Raw genomic sequence first — 19,603 nt, 5'->3', positions numbered from 1 at the left:
GGACGGCCACAGTGAATATCGTTCAGAAAGGTCTTCTGAGTGATATAAAATCAGAACCGAAAGAAAGCTCCTCTTTCACAGATAGTTCCGGAGAATAGAAGGCACGCATCAAAACCATCCTCCGAGGTTGTGAAGAAACACAGTTTCGGAGGATGGCCTATTTTCAGGACAAATTTGCTTTTCATCGGGATACCACAGGGCGCACTAAGAGAAGAAGTGACGGAGATCTCGGTCACTGTTGGATGGTTGTCAGAAAACGAACGACTTCTTCCACATCTCTTTAGCGTTGCCACTCACGAAAGGCTGACCGAGTCTTTCTGCTGCTTAGTCCGGCGGAATCAGCGCTGAAGCAACCAGCTCAACGCATTCCCCCGCAGTCAACACGGGTGCGTTGTCCATCTCCTCACCGACACCAGCTCTTAACAGAAAATCAGTGAGTCGCCAGATGTTGTACAGCAATCCAGCGAAGACGAAGTAGAACAGTCGAACACGGTAATCTCTCGACGAGGTTTTCGCCAGGAAATCGTGCTTGATCGACTTGTATTTACTCTCGATCCACCATCTACTACTGTAGCGTCGACAGAACGACTCTGCGTTTTCAGGTCCCACGGCGACATTCGTCGCAAAGATCGCTGTACTCTCGCCGTTCGTAGTCGGGACGTACAGGAATTGCATCGCGTGCGACCCTGACTCAACGTGGACTGTTGCCGATTCAACAGCGACGTTCTCCCCATCATCCTCCATCTGCGCCAACGCAGCTCGCTCGGTGCTGGTGATACGCTTCGGAATGAGATAATTCACGTTGAGGTTCGACAGCGTCTGGAACACATCCATCGAGTCGAATTCGCGGTCGCACAGCACCGTCTCGATAGGAACGAGTTCCTTCGCCCGTCGTACGAGTCGACGAACCATTCGGTGAATTCGGTTCGGCGGGTTCTCGTCCCACGGTGAACTTTCTCGCACTGGTTCGATAGCCAGTAAGAATGGGGCGTTCTGCCCAACAATCGAGAGTGTCGCGTATTTGAACGCTCGTTCGGGATGGTTCTTAGTTGGCTCCCCGTTCCAAGCGTTTCTCGAACTCAATCGAAATGGCAAACGTATCGGATATTCGGGGAGTGTAGGATATCATCAGGCCGTATTGCAGTTTGGAGACAGGCGTGTTCGGCCTTGCTATTGGCAAGCACGGGGACCATTGGACTCTCACACGCTATACTCAAGAGTAACATCGACAGACGAGGCGGTGACGACAAGCGAACCTAGATTCACCGGGCTCAAGAGTAAATTAGGGGGAAATAGGACCTGTTGAAATCCTATTAAATCGACACCGCGTCACTGAAACAGCCGTTAGCTAGATGTGCGGGTCTGGTAGTCTCAAACGTGAACTGGCTCGTATGCCATCCCGTTTGGGCGACCGCGTGCGAAGTGTGCACCGGGGGGGAGCGTGAAGACGACCTCGACAATCTCCGCCTGAGTGTAGTCCATTACACACTACGACAGCGGTTGCTATACGAATTGGTAGAACACGCCCGAAGCAGTATCCACATCCACACGATACATTTAATTACATCCGATCAAATTAGAGAAATTGATGCCAGAAAACTCGAAGTTGGGCGTTGCAGCTGGTGTCGGTTCCGGGCTTAGTGTCGTGTTTACAGTCGTTCTTGTGTACTTTGCCTTCCAGTTCCAGATGTGCACGATGGGATCTGAATGTTCGCCAAACATTGCATATCTTGGAGCCGCATTACTAACCCTGATACTCTCCTTAGTTCTCGGACTCGTATATCGAAGCCGTAGATAGAGCCAAAATCCTATTCTATCCTATACTCCCAAAGAATTAAAACCCCTTCTATATTGATTAAATTGAATGAATCACAAATTATCCAGACGGTCAGTGATTGTAACAGCAGGAGTGGGTATCACGGGCCTGATGACTGGACGCGCAGTCGCTGGCTCTCAGAATAGACAAACGCGAATCGTTGCAGGGCGGGCAGGACACAACCACAAAGCTGTTTCGACCAAGACAGTCCCGAAAAAGTGGCTGCAACACCAACGTCAGATTCGTAAGGTGACCGATTCCTTGTCGAAGGTCTACAAGACGGTCCCCCACGTCGGGTCAGTGTCGTATGTTGCTACAGAACAGTCAATTGGGGGAACCCGTCTTGCCCAACCCGAAATAGCCGTTGTTCCGGGTACTTCGGACGCAAAGCGAGAGGCACTTCCTGAATCTACGAGTGAGGCACCAATCCAGGTACCCACCGGATTTAGAGAGACACAGATCAACGTCCGGGAGATGGATGGGGAGTTCATTAATCTAAACGTTGATTGTGGTGACGATACGGTCCAGTCGCCCTTCCCCGGCGGTTTAGAGATTACGGACACAAACTCGAACTATCGGGGTACTGCCGGCTTCAAGGTCTGGGATTCCAACGATAACGAGTATATGTACACCGCAAACCACGTTCTTAACAACGGAGATTGTCAGGTGGCGACCGATGGAATGGCGGACGCAAACGGATCGCGCCTCGGCGACACCGCCGATGGTCATAAGACGCATGACTGGGTTGTCGTCAACGATAACGATAGCTCGTACGACAACACAGTTGCCTTCAACGAAGGGGACGTCACTATCGACGGCTATGCCACACAGAACGGGATGGAGTCGATTCAGGGCGAGCAAGGAACGCTACAGTTCCAGGGAATCATTTCGGGGAAGCAAGATGCATATGTCAAAGGTGGAGGTGCCTCATACTATTCAGGATGTGTGAAGATGTTCGGTAGTGCAACTAAGTACGGTGTTCCGGACTACGTTCGAGAGGGCGATTCCGGAGGACCATTCTGGTGGGAGAAGTCTGGCGGTGACAACCTCATCGCGGGCTCACTGACTGGATCGGAAGACAGTGGGTCTTACTCCGGATGCGGGTCCAGTGGTAAGAAGGGCCGGCCTGCATACGGATACCCCTTCTGGCGGGTCGCAAACAACACCAGTTATACCGTGAAAGACGTATAAAGAAGGCAACAGACCGACAACGCCGAACCGGACGCCTACGTCTAATTTCCACCTGTCTGCAACGTGGTGGAAGGTCTGGTTTTGAAATTTTCCGCGAACGCTCTTTCGAAGGTGATTGTTGGTCGGGTAGAGCTGCCGCTGTAGAAGCGCAGCTGGCAAGGGCGACGCTGCCGCGTTACCCGAATGCAATGTTCCCATTTGAGTTGCTGAACTCAGAAGCAAGCGCCGTGATGGCCTCCAGTGCCCGCGCTGCCGGTCTGAGTCAGTGATCAAACACGGCAGCTACCGGGAGTATCAGCGGCATCTCTGTAAGGATTGCGACCGCACGTTCAACACCAAGACTGGCACGATCTTCGCGCATGCGAAGATCGGCCTCGACAAGCTCTTGTTCGCGTTCTACACGTTGCTCCGGTTTAACACGAGTATTCACCAGCCCGACGCTGAACTCGACGTCTCCTACCGGTCGCTTCGGCGGCGACCAACCGAAAAGGTGCGAAAGTACCTACGAGAACGCCCAGTTCACCAAGACAGCCCCCACCGAAATCCTCTAGGAAGCGATCGGGCGATTGTTCGACGAGCACCTTCCGAGATTGACCGAGAGGTAACAGCTGTTTCGAACCGGCGTGTCGCGCAACAGAGAGCTTCTCCTGATAGGGATAGATAGCCAATCGCACAATCAATGTTGATCTGTATCCGATTCTTCTATTCAAACTCTGGAAAAAGGACACGCATCAAATCCATCCTCCGAGGTTGTGTGAAGAAATCACCCAAGCTGAAGACAGGCATATGGCCAAATAATCGGTTGAGCTGGCATTCCTTGCGCCACATCACACCAGTACAAAAGGTCGTCAGAGAATGATGGAGGTGCCGATTCAGAAACAGTCAACCGTTAACCGAAAATAAGGAGTGCAGAACAGTGCCGCCGCTCAGGATTCTGCGGACACAGAGCGGTTCAGCGTTAATCTGGCGGGTCGAGGCCGTAGTACTTCTTCGCCACCGTCAGGAACTGATTGGCGTCCACACGCGGCGCGTACGTCGCGTTCTCACCTTCGATAGCGAGTTTCACCAGCAAGTCCACGAGCCGCCAGACGTTGTACAGCACGCACGCGAACACGAAGTTGAAGAACCGATACGTGTGGCGTTTGCTCGTCGTACGGACGCGGAACGTCTTAATTTGCTTGTAGCCGTTCTCGATTCCCCAGCGATGGCGGTAGCGGCGAACCATCCGTTCAACCATATGGATGCGCTCGACCTCGCTATCATCGTCATTCAGCGTCACGCTGGGATGGTTCGTCTCGAACAACGCGTACGCCTGTGCGTCCTGCTTACTCCCCACGGTTGGCTCGTTCTCTTCCTCTTCTCGCAGTTCTTCCATGAGGGTGCTGAACCCGTGCGAGGTATCCTCTTCGCCCAGTTCGATGCCGAGGTCAGCGAGTTCTTCACGCATCTCCTCTCGGATGTCTGGCCCACCTTCATCTTCTTCGCCCTCCTCGTCCTCTGCCTCGAAGACGTTCGCACTTGACGGGAGGTACATTCGCTTACGAGTCGGGCCACTTGCGACCGTTTCTTCTTCGATGTGAACTGTCTTCCCAGCACGGCGGAGTCGGGTACACGTCGCCTTCTCAGATTCGCGCTTCCGTGCGCCGTTCAGGTAGCGGACCCCGTGCTTGTCACAGGCGTCCTTCACGCCCTCGCTGTCGAACCCTCTGTCCATCATTACGAGTTCGATGTTCCCCACAAGGTCGAGAGCGTTCTCCAGCAGGTTGTCCACGATGTCGGCCCGCGCAGTCCCGCGCTTGACTGGAACCGCGTCCAGCACGAGCGGAATATCGTATCCGACAATCTGGATGGTGGCCCACTGATAGTACACTTCACCGTCTTTGTAGCCGAGAATCCAGTCCTCAGTGATGTTTCCGTCCTCGTCGCGCTCGATTTTGCCCGTCCACGGGTTGCCCTTCGTGATGTCGATTGCGGCCACGAGTTTGCCGACGAGTTCGGCGTTGTGGCGAGCGTGAGCGATGAGCATCCGGTTGGTTTCGTGGAGCATCGAGCGCGTCTCCTCGGCGGTGAGTTTCCCTATCTGGTAACGGTGGTTCGACGCACTTGGTGTGCGGTCGCGCTGGGAGTCGATATAGAAGGAGTGCTGGCCGCTCTGGGCGTACATATTCTCGCGCATTCCCATGTAGGCGTGCTGTTCCCAGAACGCGTTCTCGTGAACCACAGTGTTGTCTGCTCGGTTCAGATAGAACGCATCTGTGACGAACGGCTTGGCCTGCTTCCAGACCTCAATCGTCTTCTCTGCGACAAGCCGCTGTTCACTCCGCTTCGAGGAGATGTCTCGTTCTTCTGGTCGGAACACTGGGTCGGGGGCCGGAATGCCTTGCTCACGAGCGAAGGCGAGGGCTTCCTCGGTGGCCGTCCGCACGAACTCGCGCTGTACCTCGGTGAACTCCTTGTTCCACATCTCCCAGAGACGCGACTGGCTCGGCGCACCGCTCGTATCGCGGTCGTGTTCGACCGGGAAACCGAAGTCACGGCAGACGTTGGGAAACGAGCGAAGGAAGTAGCTGAGGAACTTTTCGCGGCAGTCCCATGCAAGTCGGAGCATATGGGCCTTTACCCACGCGTAGAATGATGTGGTGTTCCGATGCCAGTCGGCGCGGTCGTCGCCGTAGGACTCATCTCGGAAGAAGGCGCTCCGAAGTACTTCGACGAAATCGGGTTTCCCGGCGTAATGGGTGAGGAAATGGATACTCCCGTTGTGGGTCTCGTCGTTGACGGTGAACGTAAAGTACCTGTCGTGGTCAAACGGAGATTCAGTAGGCTGAGTGACCGACACTACTCGATAACACGAGAAATTTAATATATAATAGTATGTATCTTCACAAGAGCTTCTTACCGTCAGAACATCAAGACGGACAGCAGACATATTTATCAGGTATCTATACATAGTACAACTATGGTTGCCCTCCGTAAGTGGCCGTCATCACAAGGCGACTGGAAACGAGGTCTCCTGAGTGGTGGTCTTGCCAGCGCCATCTACGCCAGCATCGTCCTATTGTATAGCTCCCAATCACCAGACATCCAAATCACAGGTTCACTTTGGTCGTCCTTTGGGCTGTCTGTCCTCTTCGCATTCGGAACTATCGGCATTCCCATTCTACTCTGGGTACGCTACAGGATTCGAGGGCCAGCAGTCCTTATGACTCTCATCCTATTGTTCTGGCACGTTGTGATTTATCTGCCCATTATCGGGAGTGAAGGAGGCGATGCGCCTGCATTCGCGTTAGTACTCTTCTGGGCACCGTTCTATCTCGTCGCGTACGGACTCCTCGGAGGTGGAGAATACTGGCTTCGAGGGCGAAACATTCCGACGCCTACCACCAGCACCTAATCAGGCGGCAGATTTGTAGAAACCCTCCCTTTTCGACAGTCCTCAGGTTTGATGGTCATATCCAACCGATTATTCCTGACGTGCCTGACTTCAGACCCAAGAAAATTGTATTGCGGTATATGATTTATTACCATAGCGTATTTTATTCCCGGTATTGCCGTGGGTTACGCAGACTCTCTTGGTCAGCCGAACCCACAAACTAATAACGAATCCGACTAAAACGCTGAACAACTCGAATATGCCACTCTTAGAATCGCCATACTGGGCCGCGACTAGGCTTCTATCGGAGTTTTGCACCAATCCAGTTTCAGACAGTCGAATCCCTCAGAGACCACTACAATGAGTCGATCGGACGCCGAACAGGAGAGCGAGACCGACGCTGAGCGAGTGCCATCATTCGAGGGAGTCCGATGGACCTCGTATTCGCTCGAGGACTTCACGGACCTGTACTGGGAAGAGATTGCCCCCTGCCTCGAAACAGAGGGTATCGATCCAACGAGCGAGAAACCAACCCACCAGTGGTTTCGAGATCACGATGCGCGGGCGTTCCTCGCCGCTCTCCGTCGCCATCACGACCGCTCGTTTGGAGAGTTCTGGAACGAGGATCTCGATCTCGGGGACGATGAAGAAGGCTACACATGGGCAACATCGAATGATGCAACAATCGACGCCCTCGAACAGTTCCTCAACCGGCGAAAATCACGGTACAGTCTGGCGTCGTCTTCTGTTGACGCTCTGCGAACGCGACTGAACCTCTACGTACGTGCCTACCAGGAGGCGAACGGGACGGACGACCTCCTCACACCGATTCAACGGGACCAAGAGAATCCAGCCTACGAAGCCGTTGACGCGGTCTATGCAGCATTTGACTGGTTGAATGAGGGAGCAGAGCGGGAATACAGTGCCCAGACTCTCCAGCGGGTGCGGCGCGTCGTCGACGCGTGGTATCAGCATCTGGTCGGGCGGCGGGTCGCCTCGATGAACCCTGCCAGCGGCCTCTACGACGAATTCAAGTGGGAAGTCGAAGATTCCCCGACTCCTTCGCTTTCAGCGAATCATATTCGGAAACTGATGCAGGCATCGGGGACGACGCGAGAAGAGCTGCTCGTGGTAGCATTAGCTGGCTGGGGACTTCGAGCAAGTGAGGTCGCAGCACTCCATATCTCGCAGTTCCAGCGCGACGTTCACGAAGACGACGTCCCCTTCATCACGTTCGAGAACCGCAAGAATGGGCCCGGCGAAGTGTCTCTATTGTACGGAATGGACGTGCTCGACTCCCGAATCGACGAGCTAGCGGAAGACGATACGTGGACTGGATACCTGTTCCCCTCCTCACAGGGAGAAACGCCGTACGCGACCCGCGATACAATCCGAAATTGGTTCCAAAATCTTGCATTGGAAGCAGATCTCCCCGAGCGGATTGGGGGTGAACGACCAAGTCCACAGCTCTGTCGTCGATTCTGGTACGATACCTATACAGCAGTCCTCGAAGGCGTTCTCGAAGGTGTCGACGAAATCGCTGCAGAGCAGGGTAGTAGTGATCCTCGGGTGGTGATGCAAAATTACCTGTCTGACTCGCGTTCTCGTCGAGTCCGACGAGAGTTCATGCGAGACCAGCTCAACGCAGCTTTCGGAGAGAGAACGTAACATCAATCGCCATCTGTCAAGTCATTCCGGTTGTCTTTCTTCGGTTGATAACTAACTCAATGAATCACTGAGTCACAGATTCCATGAAGTTAGGAATCAAAGAGTCCAGGATTCATTGAGTTTCCTAACGTCACGGAGAATATGGAGTCGCTGACTCAAAGATTCATTGAGTCACTGAATCAGTGAGTGCCTGAAGTATTGAATTGGAGACTCAAGAACATGAGGCCCCCATCACGAAGTTATTGAATCAAAGAATCAATGAAGCACTGATTTCGTGAATCATTGAGTCAGTGATTCAATGAGTCAAGGACATCACCCGAAAAGAGTCGATTGCGCCTCTCAGCCCATCAAACAACGATATTCGGCAGTGTTGCATTGAGAGAGATACAACTGAGTGTCTGACATGGATTTATGAGTCATTGATTCAATGATCGAACTATGACCGAGACACCTCGTGGATGGGGCGTCACCCCATCGACTGGCATCCCCACGATCGCCTTCGGCAACCAGAAAGGCGGAACCGGAAAAACAACGGCGACGATCAACAGTGCCGCGGCGCTGGCCACTCGCGACCACGATGTTCTTGCAATCGATATGGACCCACAAGCCGACATGACGAAAGGGCTTGGACTTGGTCCGGGCGACGACAACGATCCGTCAAGCCCGAAGAACGAACTCCCCAACACACTAGTCACCGATGACGAGAACCTGCTCGACGTACTCGTCGACAATCCGCGCACGCACGATACTAGTCTTTCAGAGATCGTGATCGAAGCCGACGAATACGACCATCTGAACTTCGATCTGATTCCCAGTCACAAGGACATGGGCCTTGCTCGAGATTGGATGGACGATGCGAATGCCCGCCTCTCACTGAAACTCGCCCTCGAAGAGATGGTTGACGACGGATACAACTACGATTTTATCGTAGTCGATTGCCCTCCCGACCTCTCAGTCCTGACGGACGCGGCCTTCATCGCGGCTCAAAACGTCTTCCTGGCTGCACAGACCCAAGCAACATCACGGGATGCACTTGACGACCTATGGGACCAGCTGGAGTCCATCGAGGACAACCAGCAGATCGAGATCGCAATCGTCGGACTCCTGGCGAATATGTACCGGGACGACGGTCAGTCACAGAAATTCCTCAACTCCTTCGACGAGTCCTTCGCGTCGATGGCACCGATTTTCAAACTCCCGATGCGAGTAGCGATCCAGCGTGCGTGGGACAACGGACGAGATATTTTCGGGTGGGAAGACGCGAACGACCAACAAGTAGAGCGTGACCTCTTCCTGGAAATTGCAGAGACGATGGAACGAGCGTTTGACAAAACGCAGGTGGAGGCGTAAGAATGCCCCGGGGAATGGACGAGCGGTTCGAGGACCCCTCAGACGAGGAGACCACAGAGACATCGGAGGTATCGGAAGGACAGGGTCGTGAAACTGCGGCAGCGACCAAGGATCGATCAGATCAGCAGAGAACAGCATCCACGACCGATACTGATTCGTCGACCAGAGAGGCAGGAGAGACAGATGATGAACCGCTGAACATCCGCGAAGATTGGGATTCAGCCACGATATACGTTGAACCGGAGCAAAGCGAGGACATCGAGATCACGTTCACTCGCCTGAAAAAGCAGCTCAAACGCGAGGACATCACGCTGGAGAAAAACAAGCACTTCTACCGCGGTGTTTTCGAGGTAGCGTTTGGCGAGCACCAGGAGAAAACGAAGGAGAAAATTCGCGAACTCGCCAAGGAAGACGTCGATCAGTGAATCACTGATTCACTGAATAAGGAATGTTATGAGGATGGCCCGGCATCGAACGAGGATCTCAGAATCGGCCCTCTCCTGTTCTTTTGAATGCCAAAATGAATCGTCATTCACTATACTATCGAGTCGTTGGTGGGAAAGGTCCAGAGTTTCGGAGGATGGCCTAGTTCCAGAACACCCTTCCTTTTCATCGAAGAACCGTAGATAGAACTAATAGGAGAAGTACCGAATATCTGGGGCACTGTTAAGTGGTTGTCAGAAACTGGGTAACTTCTGATACAATTTTCAAATAAAGGTATAATTGTGTTGTATGAATCGAAACACATCATATTTTTGAAGCAGATTTGGTTGCGATAGATTCATAGGTGCCTTCTTTATTGTTAGTGTATGAAACGACGTGAAGTCCCTCCGGTTGTGGTCAGTTTTCTGTTAGCTGGATGTCTAGATAACGTGACTGACGGTGATGAAGGCTCAAGTGCCGTAGCCGTTGATAAGACAGAAATCCAGGCACTAGATCGTTATTGTACGTCTGTTAACGAAAGAGAGCAAGTAGCAAACATTAAATCTCAGGAGAACAGGAAATCAGTTACTATTGTAGGTCAGGTACTTGCATACAAAAAATGTCTTGAGTTGAGATTATCCGTTGAAAATGGTGTGGGAATTCCAGACATGGCTGATGATGCAATAAATGTGGACGTAGAGCCTACTACACCTAAAGAGAATAATGATTGCGAGGGATGTCCTGCTATAATTGATTATAGAGCCCAAATTCAGTTAAACAAAGTTCCTAGCTCAATATCTGTATTCCACATAAAAAGAACTGGTGAGCAAGAGCCTCCCGGAACGGAACGGGTGGGCCCCCTTGCAGAGGCTAACTATAGTAGTTAGTACACCGGACTAATCACAGTAGGAGTAAGTTTTATATTACATACATTAGAATCAGTAATTGCAGATGCAAAAAGACAAAACTACTGATGGAAACAGATTGGTAAACAGAAGGAATACGCTAAGGACAATGGGTTCGGTGGGAGCACTTATGCTCTCTCCAAGTCTTGTTAATGGTCGTAAAACGCCAGTCGAAGCCTTCAAGAACAAAATTCGGGCCTCCCTGAAACGTCGTGACCAGGATGACGATTTTGGAAACTGGGAAAAGAGGCTAGAGAAAAATGGCTTTGGAGTAAAGTCTATAGAGAAAAAGTACAACATTTCAAAAGAGAAAGAGGAGAGTAGCGGTCCGTCAATCGAATACTTCCTTAAGTACGATACGAAACTTCGGCTGACGTTAGTGTATGACTGCGACGCGTCAGCCTACTATAGTGAAATTGCATTCAACCACGATCTCTCCAGAAACGGCGAGGCTCCACTAGATTATGCAGGTTTATCGTGGAATGGAGGTGAATGGTTCCTAGAGGGCAACACACTATCTGAACAGGTGGAGACTAGCGGATATGTTTACGCTGACGATGACGCGGACGGATCGTTCAGTGGTTCTGGAGCGGCGTTCGAGGTCTACGATGGTGCGATTTCGCAGCGCGGTAGTGACAGCAAATACTACTACGGTGGCGTCTATCTCCGTACAGCAGATGATGATGTCAATGCAGAAGACCGTGGAATTTGGGGTGCTTACACACACACCTGGAACGATGTCGACATCACAGGTGTGAGTGTTGGGATGCCCAAAAGTCTCTCTGTTTCGGTCAGTAACGTAGACTACAAATGGAGAAGTGCGTATAATCATGGCGGTGATGGCACCTACTTACGCGTCTTTGAGAGCGACGCTGACCTACAAAACTGTGGGGGTGTGCAGTAGGCCGGGTGAATTTATCAATTAGATTTTGTTGATATTAGACTTTTATAACCGTAGTAAGTCGTTGTGGAAATAAGACACACAACAAATCGCAAACTCTGAAACTGTGGAAAGGTCAGACCGACCCCTATCGATGATCCGTTCTGAAAAGAGACCCTTAGCAAAGTCTGTGTAGTCGCGAGTCGCAGTAGTCTGTATGCCCTACTGCCCGAATTGCGGAGACCGAGTCAAAGATGTTCATCACTACTGTGGGTCATGTGGTCAGGCGCTTTCTGAGATTGCAGAGTCAGAGAATGATCCTCCGATGGCCGTCGATCGCGAGGGCTTCCTCTCGTTGCGCTCACTCTCGTACGTCAACGACCTACTGAACGGAGAGCAAGAGCTGGACAGAGACTCGGTGTCGTATACACAATTATCACGAGAAGTGAGTGCTGCCTTCGCAGATTTCGCCCGGCTCGCGATGGTGAAGGAGTTAGATCTGCTCCAACTCTGGGCGGCTGGTTCCAGCTCTACGGCCTTGGACACGCCAGTTGAAGACATGAATAGCAACCAGTTCCGCGACTGGCTGGCCGCTATCGGCCTTTCTCGTACTTTACGGATGTACGACGAATCTCTCTACACGAAGTTCGAGGACGACTTCAACGAGCGACTCCAGAAGCTCCTCGAGATTGCCCGGGAGGAACTCGATAGTTAGGGGGTGCCCAGCGAGAATCCTCGTCTATGCAACCACTTGTATCGAGGGGTAACGTACGGCGAACGTCCTGAATCGAACACTCTAACGCCGTACGTACATGCTCCACCCTCGAAGGGGGTGATCAGTTTCTAACCAGTCGATCAATCGAGACGATTAACTCGTCACCATCCCATAATCAGATAGATGGCTGGTGCTGATCCTGATGACTGCTGCCGGGGTGCTCACGCAGCTTCCCAACAGGGCGAGTTCACTCAAGCAACCGTTTGGGATGCGTGCCGAGATGGGATTCAAGAGGCAATCGAGACACAGCTCGACGACGAGCAGGCACCACCAGTAATCATCGACGGCCTCCCCACGATCGGGAAAACACGACATGCAACGGAGACCGCATTCGACCTAGACGTCCCGACTGCAATCCTCACGCACCGGTACGAGACGCGAGACGTACACCTCAATCTCGCTGCCGAGCATCAGAAAGCGGTAGTTGAAGTTCCAACACTCGACCGGGACTGTCCAACCCGGCGAGGAGATCACGGATCCGGTTGGGCCGAGCGAATCAACGACTATCGGTCGCGGGGCGCCTCACCGACGTATCTTCACTACTACCTGCAGGACGTGCTGCCCTGTATGCAAGACGGTGACTGTCCATATCTCGCACGCTGGGACGCGGTCGAGGCGGCAGACGTCATCGTCGGCGGGCCAGCCCACGCTGCCCTTGATCGCGTCGTAGACGACCGCGTCGTCATCTTCGACGAAGACCCAGGAACCGCCTATCGAACGGAATTTGACGCGAACCAACTCTCAACAGCGATTTCAACCTTTCTCAGCAAGAACGACGACTTGCCGATAGACAACCACTTCGGGTTGATTGGGGCTGCAACAAATGAGGGGATGGAGGCGATACGAGATGCGATTCGTGACGAACTCTCAGATGACATCTCTATTGCCCGTCCAACAGAGGCAGTCGACGATGATGACGGCCATGCCGAGGCCCCGACTGCAGTGCTCGCTATGCTCGAACTCGGCGGACCGATTATTGGCGATACCGCACCGACGGAGTATGACTGGGACGATCAGCTTCGGGAAGAAGCAGGACTTGATTATGTCGAGCTTCCAGACGGGTCACAGGTTGTCTACGATCACGCCGAATCACGGGTCGTCATCCGACGGCCGCCAACTCTTGATGCTGCCCGCGCAGTAGTTGGACTCGACGGAACGCCGGTCGAAGAACTCTGGCGCGGACGGCTCGGCGTTGACGAGATAGTGAGTTGGCGGATCCTTTGCGATGACTGTCGGGCCCGGTATCTCCGCGACGTCATCGGCTACGAGTTCGTACAAACGACCTCGCACGTCAAGCCATACAGCAGTGGTGAATACGTCAATCGACGGGGCGACTTTGGGGTGATCGAGGCGGTCGCAAATCGCCACGATACAACACCAGGCGTCATCACGACCAAGAGTGCAGCTGAGCGTCTCTTCGAGGAGCCACCCAGTGAGCCGTTTATCGACATCGAACGAGTGACTGACCGAATTGCAGACGTTAAACACTACGGCGCGCTCCGGAGTAGCAACGATTTCACAGGGACGGAGGTGGGGGTCGTACTCGGTTCACCCCACCCGGGAGACCGTCCGCTTCAGATTACGGCCGCACTGGAAGGCTACACGGCGGTGAGAGGTGACGAGGGGAAGGGAACAGACCTCGGCTACGGGATTCCTGAACGGCCGTTTCTCCAGCACTATCGCGAACACAAGATTGCCCAAGCTGTCCTCCGGTTCGGCCGAACGACGGCTGCGACGGTCTACATCCACACAGGGGTACTCCCTGAGTGGTTATCCGAGATGGTCACGGTCGGGCCAGAGGCTGTCGCGATCGAAGAGCGCTCCGAGGGGCAACGAGGTGTGATTCGCGCGCTCCTGAACGAGGGCCCGGGGACAGCCGCCGAGATCGCGAATCGAGAAGGAGTCTCAATCGGCGAGAAGCAAACCCGGGACTGGCTGAAGCGGCTCCGGTCGGAAGGGTATGTCTCCCGTGATGACTCCCAGCCATACACGTGGGGTGCCAACGGCCTAGCTGACGCTCCGCATACCGCCCACGTGCGGCTGCCTGAACTCGAGTAGTGGGCGAAAGTATTATCACCCCCACCAATGCGCTATCGGTTGATTTTCCGCGAAATCACAAGCAGCTCGCGACGGCCCGCCTCGCGTCGGTTTCACACCATCCGAATCCCCATCTCTAACGCAGAATCGACCCTTCCTACGTCTGGACTAAGCTGACTTCCCTTTGCTAAACTGAGACACTACGTATAGAACCCTATACGTCCTACCTCAGACTTCCTAACCTTCCCTCTCTTTTCAATCGGAACTGGTCCCAAGCGACTCACTGTGACCTGTCCCTTTCTGAACGATGCCTGAACTTCCACCGTTGAATCGAGACATGCATCTCCTTCGTTGAATTTCCCTGGGTGATTGGGCCATCGCGAGGCGGGCCGGCGCGGGGGCGCGCCTCACCGAAGGTGGAGCGCGCCCGTCGCGAGGTTGCGACGGGGCGCGCGGCCACCGACTATGAGCTCGAAACGCAACGTCCGCTCGCCGGACACGACCGATGCACAGACGAACGAGCCGACGCCCCGGTTCGAACAACCACTCAGTGACAACCAGATCTGGACGATGTTCCAGACGGCCGCGAACAGCACCCGGATCATGCCGATCGTGAAGGGTGACTGGGAGTCGTCAACGCGCTCGTACGAGACGCGTGAGGACGCAGCCCGCGCCCTGATCTTCGACCTGAGCTTCTATGCCGACTATCGGTTCAGCCAGGTTCGCCGGCTGTTTCAGCAGACCGCAATGCGGGGCGTCCTCACCAAGACGGAGATCGACGACATCGTTGAGGAGGCCTACATCCAGCAGGACGGACGGAGCTATCCGACATTTGCATAATAGTGAGGTAGCCCAGTTACGAAGTGCTGCTCGCGGGGCGGAGCCTGCGGAGCGTCCCAGAAGTCCGGGACTGAAGCAGGAGTCCGCTGACACCGAGTAGGCCACACGCAGAAGACGCAGAACGTGGCGGCACTCAAATAGGCTCGCGGCTAGGACCTTTCCGTCCATTCTGGATAGGATATGAGTACGCCGTCATCGACGAGAAATCCTCACGGGACCGCGTCGCCCTCGCCCATGTAGAGATCGACATCTACGACGCATCGTACTACGAGACGCAGCTGGTCTGAGCTGTTGAAACTATACTGTCTCCCTTTGACTGGAATTAGAACGACATCCGACGCGAGCTCAATGGAACACGCGTAGTCGATATCACGGACTGTGCCTGACGAACCCCCTCCCCCCTTTTTCGAGTTGTAAACTCGTGACGACGGGGAGGGGTGAACAGGAAGAGGGACTGCAAAACAGCTGATTGTGGCAGATACACGCGATAGAAGACCTGAACATCCACTTCTCTAACTCACAACTAGAAATGCAAAATTTTATGTTATGCGTTATCTAACCATATCCGTAATAGAGATAAAAGAAACAAATCTTCTAGCTCAGCTAGAAGATTGAAATCTCTGGTTATAGAGAATCTCCTCATGTTGTACATGGTCCCCTTCCCACGAATTATCAGGTTTCATCGCCTCTACGTCCTATTTTGCGAACTCTATTCTCACTCCCTGGCGTCTGGAGTGGTCTGCACCCGACGACTTACAACTCGAAAAAGGGGGGAGGGGGTAGAATGTTCGAGTACACCACACGAACATTACTAACTATCGTATTTGTAAACCTATATTACTCTCATTCGTGAACTTCTCCTACGAGCGTTGTCCTTTCACGACAATTCTGGTGCTTACTACTCGAAAATGGGGAGTGTGATAGGGACCGTTTCACTCTGAGCATCATCCGCAAAATCCAGACTACGTGGATTTGCTTCTATACTCAGTTCGACTCACCTCTACTTACAACTCGAAAATGGGGTGGGTAGGAGATTCAGACTAGGTGTGTTACCGCTCCTCGAAGTCTTACAACTCGAAAACGGGGGATCTGGGTCATCGAGGGATTTCGGTGATAGAGATTCTCGTCGAACCGTTACAACTCGAAAACGGAGGGTGATAGATTCCGAAGACGGTATCCGACTTATTTTGAGAATACAGGGCTGTCGTCGTTAGATAGCCTGTTTTCGCCTGGTTACAACTCCACAAGGGTCCATATTTTTATACCCGGAGTTCGAGGGAGTTCATAATGGAACGAGAGGGACGTAGAGCAGGATCGAATCATCCGGAAGGTGAGGAGGAGCATGAATCCCCCTCTGCTGATCCTGAAAATCCTGAGTCGACGGGTGAGGATGTGGATTCTCCTGATACGTCACAAACGACGTTCGAGACAGGATCAGATCCTACCGATTCGTCTCAAGAAGCATCCAACGGCGACGGTGGCGGCATCTCGATTCGTGATCGGTTACAAACCGAGTCGTCTGGGGGCGTCTTCGCGAACAAAGATCTCGTCCGATCAGACACTATCATCGACGAGGATCGTATCGTCGGTCGTGATTCCCAGCTTGGCCGTGTCGTCGACAACCTAAAACCGGTCCTCCAGAATGAGGGAATCCCCGATATGCTCCTGAGCGGGCCATCTGGAACGGGGAAATCGCTCATCATTCATGCAGTCTGCAAACAGATTGTCGAACTGTGTGAGTCACAAGGCAAGACCTTCGGGGTTCTCTCTATCAATTGCGAGGGGCCGAAGACTGCAGATCGGGCTGTCTATCGGTTAGTCAAAGCTGCTGCTGACGATCTGGGTGTCGAACCCGGTGTTCCTCAAACCGGCGTCTCAACGGATCAGAAGCTCGAGCGACTGTACGAACTCATGCGGGAGTATTACGATGGTGTCATCTTCATTCTCGACGAGATCGATATGCTCGAGGGCCCGTATCAGGAAGCAGAGTACAATTCTCTCATCTACCAGCTTTCACGGGCTCGAAAACTCGCTGACTTTGACGGCCCGATTTCGCTCACGACTATCACGAACTACGCTGATTTCATGAAAGGCCTCAACAGCCGTGCACAGAGTTCCTACAACCCTGATGACATCTTCTTCGACGACTACGATGCGAACCAACTCCGTAGTATTCTCCACAACCGGCGGGACGCATTCAAGCCAGAATCACTCGCAGATGACGTCGTTCCGCTTGTTGCCGCGTTCGGATCCCAAACGCATGGAGATGCACGGAAAGCAATTGATCTGCTCAGATGGGCTGGCGAATTAGCCGAGCGGCGTGGTGCTGACACGGTTACCGAGACTGATGTCCGTGAAGCCCAGGAGAAATACACCGAAAATCGCAAACTACGTCATATTAGCGGAATTTCAACTCAGAAGAAACTCTCTATCTACGCCGTGGCGGCGACTGCCAACTACGCAAGAGAACATCCTGAGTGGATCCCTGCCGGACCTGCGTTCAAGACGTACCAATTCATTGCTGATACGATGGATGCGGATCAGTACAGTCGCGAGACGTTCGTAAATCACGTTACTGAGCAGAGCACGTACGGTGTGTTGGACTTTGAGCGCCGAGGTAAGGGTCGAGGCAGAGGAGTGCATATGTATTTCTCTCTCTCCGAAGATCCGGAAACGATCATGGAGACGATTCGTGAGGATTCCCGGTTCAAAGATCTAGCTCACGAAGAGGCGACTATCAGCGCGGTTGTCCGCGAACGGATGAAGCAGTTCCGGAGCAAGAACTAATCTCTCTCAGATTCTCCCCGCACTTACTACTCGAAAACGGGGAGTGTTCGCGCTCTGGGGGATGCGTTACAACTCGAAAATGGGGGGTGTCATTCTCTGGGTTTTCTCGTTACAACTCGAAAACGGGGGGTGTTCGCGGCCCGGGTGATGCGTTACAGCTCGAAAATGGGGGGTCATTCATTGGGGGCATTTCGTTACTACACGAAAACGGGGGGTGAGTGAGCCAAGAGATTCGACGTGCCGGTTAGATGTACTGTACTATCTCCTCGCCCTCTCCCATTTACAACTCGAAAACGGGGGGTGTGTCCTACGAGTTTCTTGTCGTCGGTGCCATTGATGACGAGGACGTCGTGGAGAAATGACGGAAACGTGAAGGTATGAGTTACCGATTTGTCTCTGTCTACGGCTACTCCTTCACACTCACGAGAGCTTCGGCACATTCAATGAGGTCGTCCTCAGATGACCACTGACAGAGACGTCCAGCATCGTTGAGCATCTCGAAGATTGCAGTCTGCATTCCGCTATACGGGTTGTCGATATCGGTGCCCGTGCCGACTGCGTCCGCATCCAACGAGTCATACTCGCGTTTGAACACGTGGGTCTTCGCGAAGTACTCCTCGAGAGCAGTGAAATAGCCCTGCTCTACGAGGAAGCCGCCTTGAGCGTGTTCGGCGACGCCCACGATGACGTCCGTGTAATCGGCAAGCAGCCGAAACTTGAGGTAGGTGTTCGTCCACTCGCTCCGAATGTCGACCATCAGAAACGCGTACGCACCGGGCTGCCGGTTGAGGCGATCTTTCACGAGCTGGAGACGGCGGATTTCGAGTTTCCCGTAGCTGCCGAGGACGAAGTACGAATTCTCAGCTGAGAAGATCGGTGTGAGCTCAGCAACGCTCTGTTTGAGCGCTTCGTACTCCTCTGGTGTGAGTGAAGCCTCGTGCAGATACTCGTCTGCTTTCTCGGCGAGTTCGTCGACAGTGACCGGCTCCTCACTCATCAGAACGAGAATTCTCTCGTATCCTGCTTCAATGTGACGAACGTATCGGCGACCATATCGCCTTAGACCGATTCGTATTTGGGCGAAACGCTTTTGCACGCACTACTCGAACAATGAGGTAATGAGTACGTCCGACCACACGCCAAGCGACCTGGAGTCCGTTCGGGAGCGGCTCAACGTCGTCACCCAGGAGACGCGCTTCGCGCTCCTCCAGGACATCCTCGGGCATCCGTCGGAATTACCGACGCTGAAGGAACTCGACTACGTCAACCCCAGCAAGAGCCAGACGACGATCCGCCAGCACCTCCAGCAACTCGTCGAGGTCGGTATCGTCGAGGAAGTACTCCTGCCAGAGGACCGCCGGCAGAACGACCTGCCGTACAAGTTCTACGGCATTAGTGAGAGTGGTCGACAGTTCCTCGAGGAGCATAAGCTCCACCGGGCACAAGACACGCTCCGAGAGATCTACGAACGCGTGGAGAAGACCGACAACATCAAACGATACGAGACTGCCCCGCGACCCGAGCGCTAACAGCCCCTCTTTCACTTCGCAGATGGGGT

General features: G+C 53.4%; 13 protein-coding genes and 3 pseudogenes. 13 read left to right on the top strand and 3 right to left on the bottom strand.

What is annotated here, in order from left to right:
* Positions 1-324: 324 nt before the first annotated feature.
* A pseudogene (locus DV709_RS17210) lies at positions 325-1,050 on the bottom strand (transposase); the annotation flags it as partial.
* A gap of 1,015 nt (positions 1,051-2,065) precedes the next feature.
* Between DV709_RS17210 and DV709_RS17205 the strand changes: the two are divergent.
* Positions 2,066-3,007, top strand: a complete 942-nt coding sequence (locus DV709_RS17205; protein WP_157972776.1) for a hypothetical protein — start codon at positions 2,066-2,068, stop codon at positions 3,005-3,007.
* 188 nt (positions 3,008-3,195) lie between these two features.
* A pseudogene (locus DV709_RS17200) lies at positions 3,196-3,485 on the top strand (transposase); the annotation flags it as partial.
* A 480-nt stretch (positions 3,486-3,965) separates the two neighbouring features.
* Here the strand turns inward: DV709_RS17200 and DV709_RS17195 are convergent.
* Positions 3,966-5,846 (bottom strand): transposase, encoded by a 1,881-nt coding sequence (locus DV709_RS17195; protein ID WP_117595679.1) that lies wholly within the window; start codon positions 5,844-5,846, stop codon positions 3,966-3,968.
* Between the two features lie 894 nt (positions 5,847-6,740).
* Between DV709_RS17195 and DV709_RS17190 the strand changes: the two genes are divergently transcribed.
* The 10 genes and pseudogenes from DV709_RS17190 (at position 6,741) to DV709_RS17155 (ending at position 18,045) form a co-directional block, all read left to right on the top strand.
* Complete coding sequence (locus DV709_RS17190; RefSeq protein WP_117595678.1) at positions 6,741-8,048, top strand: tyrosine-type recombinase/integrase; 1,308 nt, start codon at positions 6,741-6,743, stop codon at positions 8,046-8,048.
* 438 nt (positions 8,049-8,486) lie between these two features.
* Positions 8,487-9,398: a ParA family protein gene (locus DV709_RS17185; protein WP_117595677.1), complete on the top strand. Its 912-nt coding sequence runs from the start codon at positions 8,487-8,489 to the stop codon at positions 9,396-9,398.
* 14 nt (positions 9,399-9,412) lie between these two features.
* Entirely contained in the window at positions 9,413-9,823 is a 411-nt protein-coding gene (locus DV709_RS17180) for a hypothetical protein (protein WP_394338701.1), read from the top strand.
* A gap of 447 nt (positions 9,824-10,270) precedes the next feature.
* The gene (locus DV709_RS17865) at positions 10,271-10,708 is read left to right on the top strand and encodes a hypothetical protein (RefSeq protein ID WP_157972775.1); all 438 of its coding nucleotides are present in this window, start codon (positions 10,271-10,273) and stop codon (positions 10,706-10,708) included.
* Positions 10,709-10,772: 64 nt separating this feature from the next.
* Entirely contained in the window at positions 10,773-11,630 is an 858-nt protein-coding gene (locus DV709_RS17860; protein WP_157972774.1) for a hypothetical protein, read from the top strand.
* A 193-nt stretch (positions 11,631-11,823) separates the two neighbouring features.
* On the top strand, positions 11,824-12,321 hold the full coding sequence (locus DV709_RS17175; RefSeq protein ID WP_117595675.1) for a zinc ribbon domain-containing protein: 498 nt from the start codon (positions 11,824-11,826) through the stop codon (positions 12,319-12,321).
* Positions 12,322-12,504: 183 nt separating this feature from the next.
* A complete protein-coding gene (locus DV709_RS17170; RefSeq protein ID WP_117595674.1) occupies positions 12,505-14,439 on the top strand; it encodes a hypothetical protein in 1,935 nt (644 codons plus the stop codon).
* A 444-nt stretch (positions 14,440-14,883) separates the two neighbouring features.
* Complete coding sequence (locus DV709_RS17165; RefSeq protein WP_117595673.1) at positions 14,884-15,258, top strand: hypothetical protein; 375 nt, start codon at positions 14,884-14,886, stop codon at positions 15,256-15,258.
* Between the two features lie 99 nt (positions 15,259-15,357).
* A pseudogene (locus DV709_RS18270) lies at positions 15,358-15,584 on the top strand (type B DNA-directed DNA polymerase); the annotation flags it as partial.
* A gap of 961 nt (positions 15,585-16,545) precedes the next feature.
* Positions 16,546-18,045: a Cdc6/Cdc18 family protein gene (locus DV709_RS17155; RefSeq protein WP_198665772.1), complete on the top strand. Its 1,500-nt coding sequence runs from the start codon at positions 16,546-16,548 to the stop codon at positions 18,043-18,045.
* A 406-nt stretch (positions 18,046-18,451) separates the two neighbouring features.
* Here the strand turns inward: DV709_RS17155 and DV709_RS17150 are convergent, their stop codons facing one another.
* On the bottom strand, positions 18,452-19,042 hold the full coding sequence (locus DV709_RS17150; protein WP_117595672.1) for a hypothetical protein: 591 nt from the start codon (positions 19,040-19,042) through the stop codon (positions 18,452-18,454).
* Between the two features lie 121 nt (positions 19,043-19,163).
* Here DV709_RS17150 and DV709_RS17145 point away from each other — a divergent pair, with 121 nt between their 5' ends.
* Positions 19,164-19,574 carry a helix-turn-helix domain-containing protein gene (locus DV709_RS17145; RefSeq protein ID WP_117595671.1) on the top strand — a complete coding sequence of 137 codons (411 nt, stop codon included), beginning with the start codon at positions 19,164-19,166 and terminating at the stop codon, positions 19,572-19,574.
* Positions 19,575-19,603: the final 29 nt, after the last annotated feature.

Origin of the sequence: Haloprofundus halophilus, assembly GCF_003439925.1 — an archaeon.
GTDB classification, from domain to species: domain Archaea; phylum Halobacteriota; class Halobacteria; order Halobacteriales; family Haloferacaceae; genus Haloprofundus; species Haloprofundus halophilus.
Note: the sequence above shows the minus strand (reverse complement) of the source record. Positions and strands in the feature narration are given on the sequence as shown.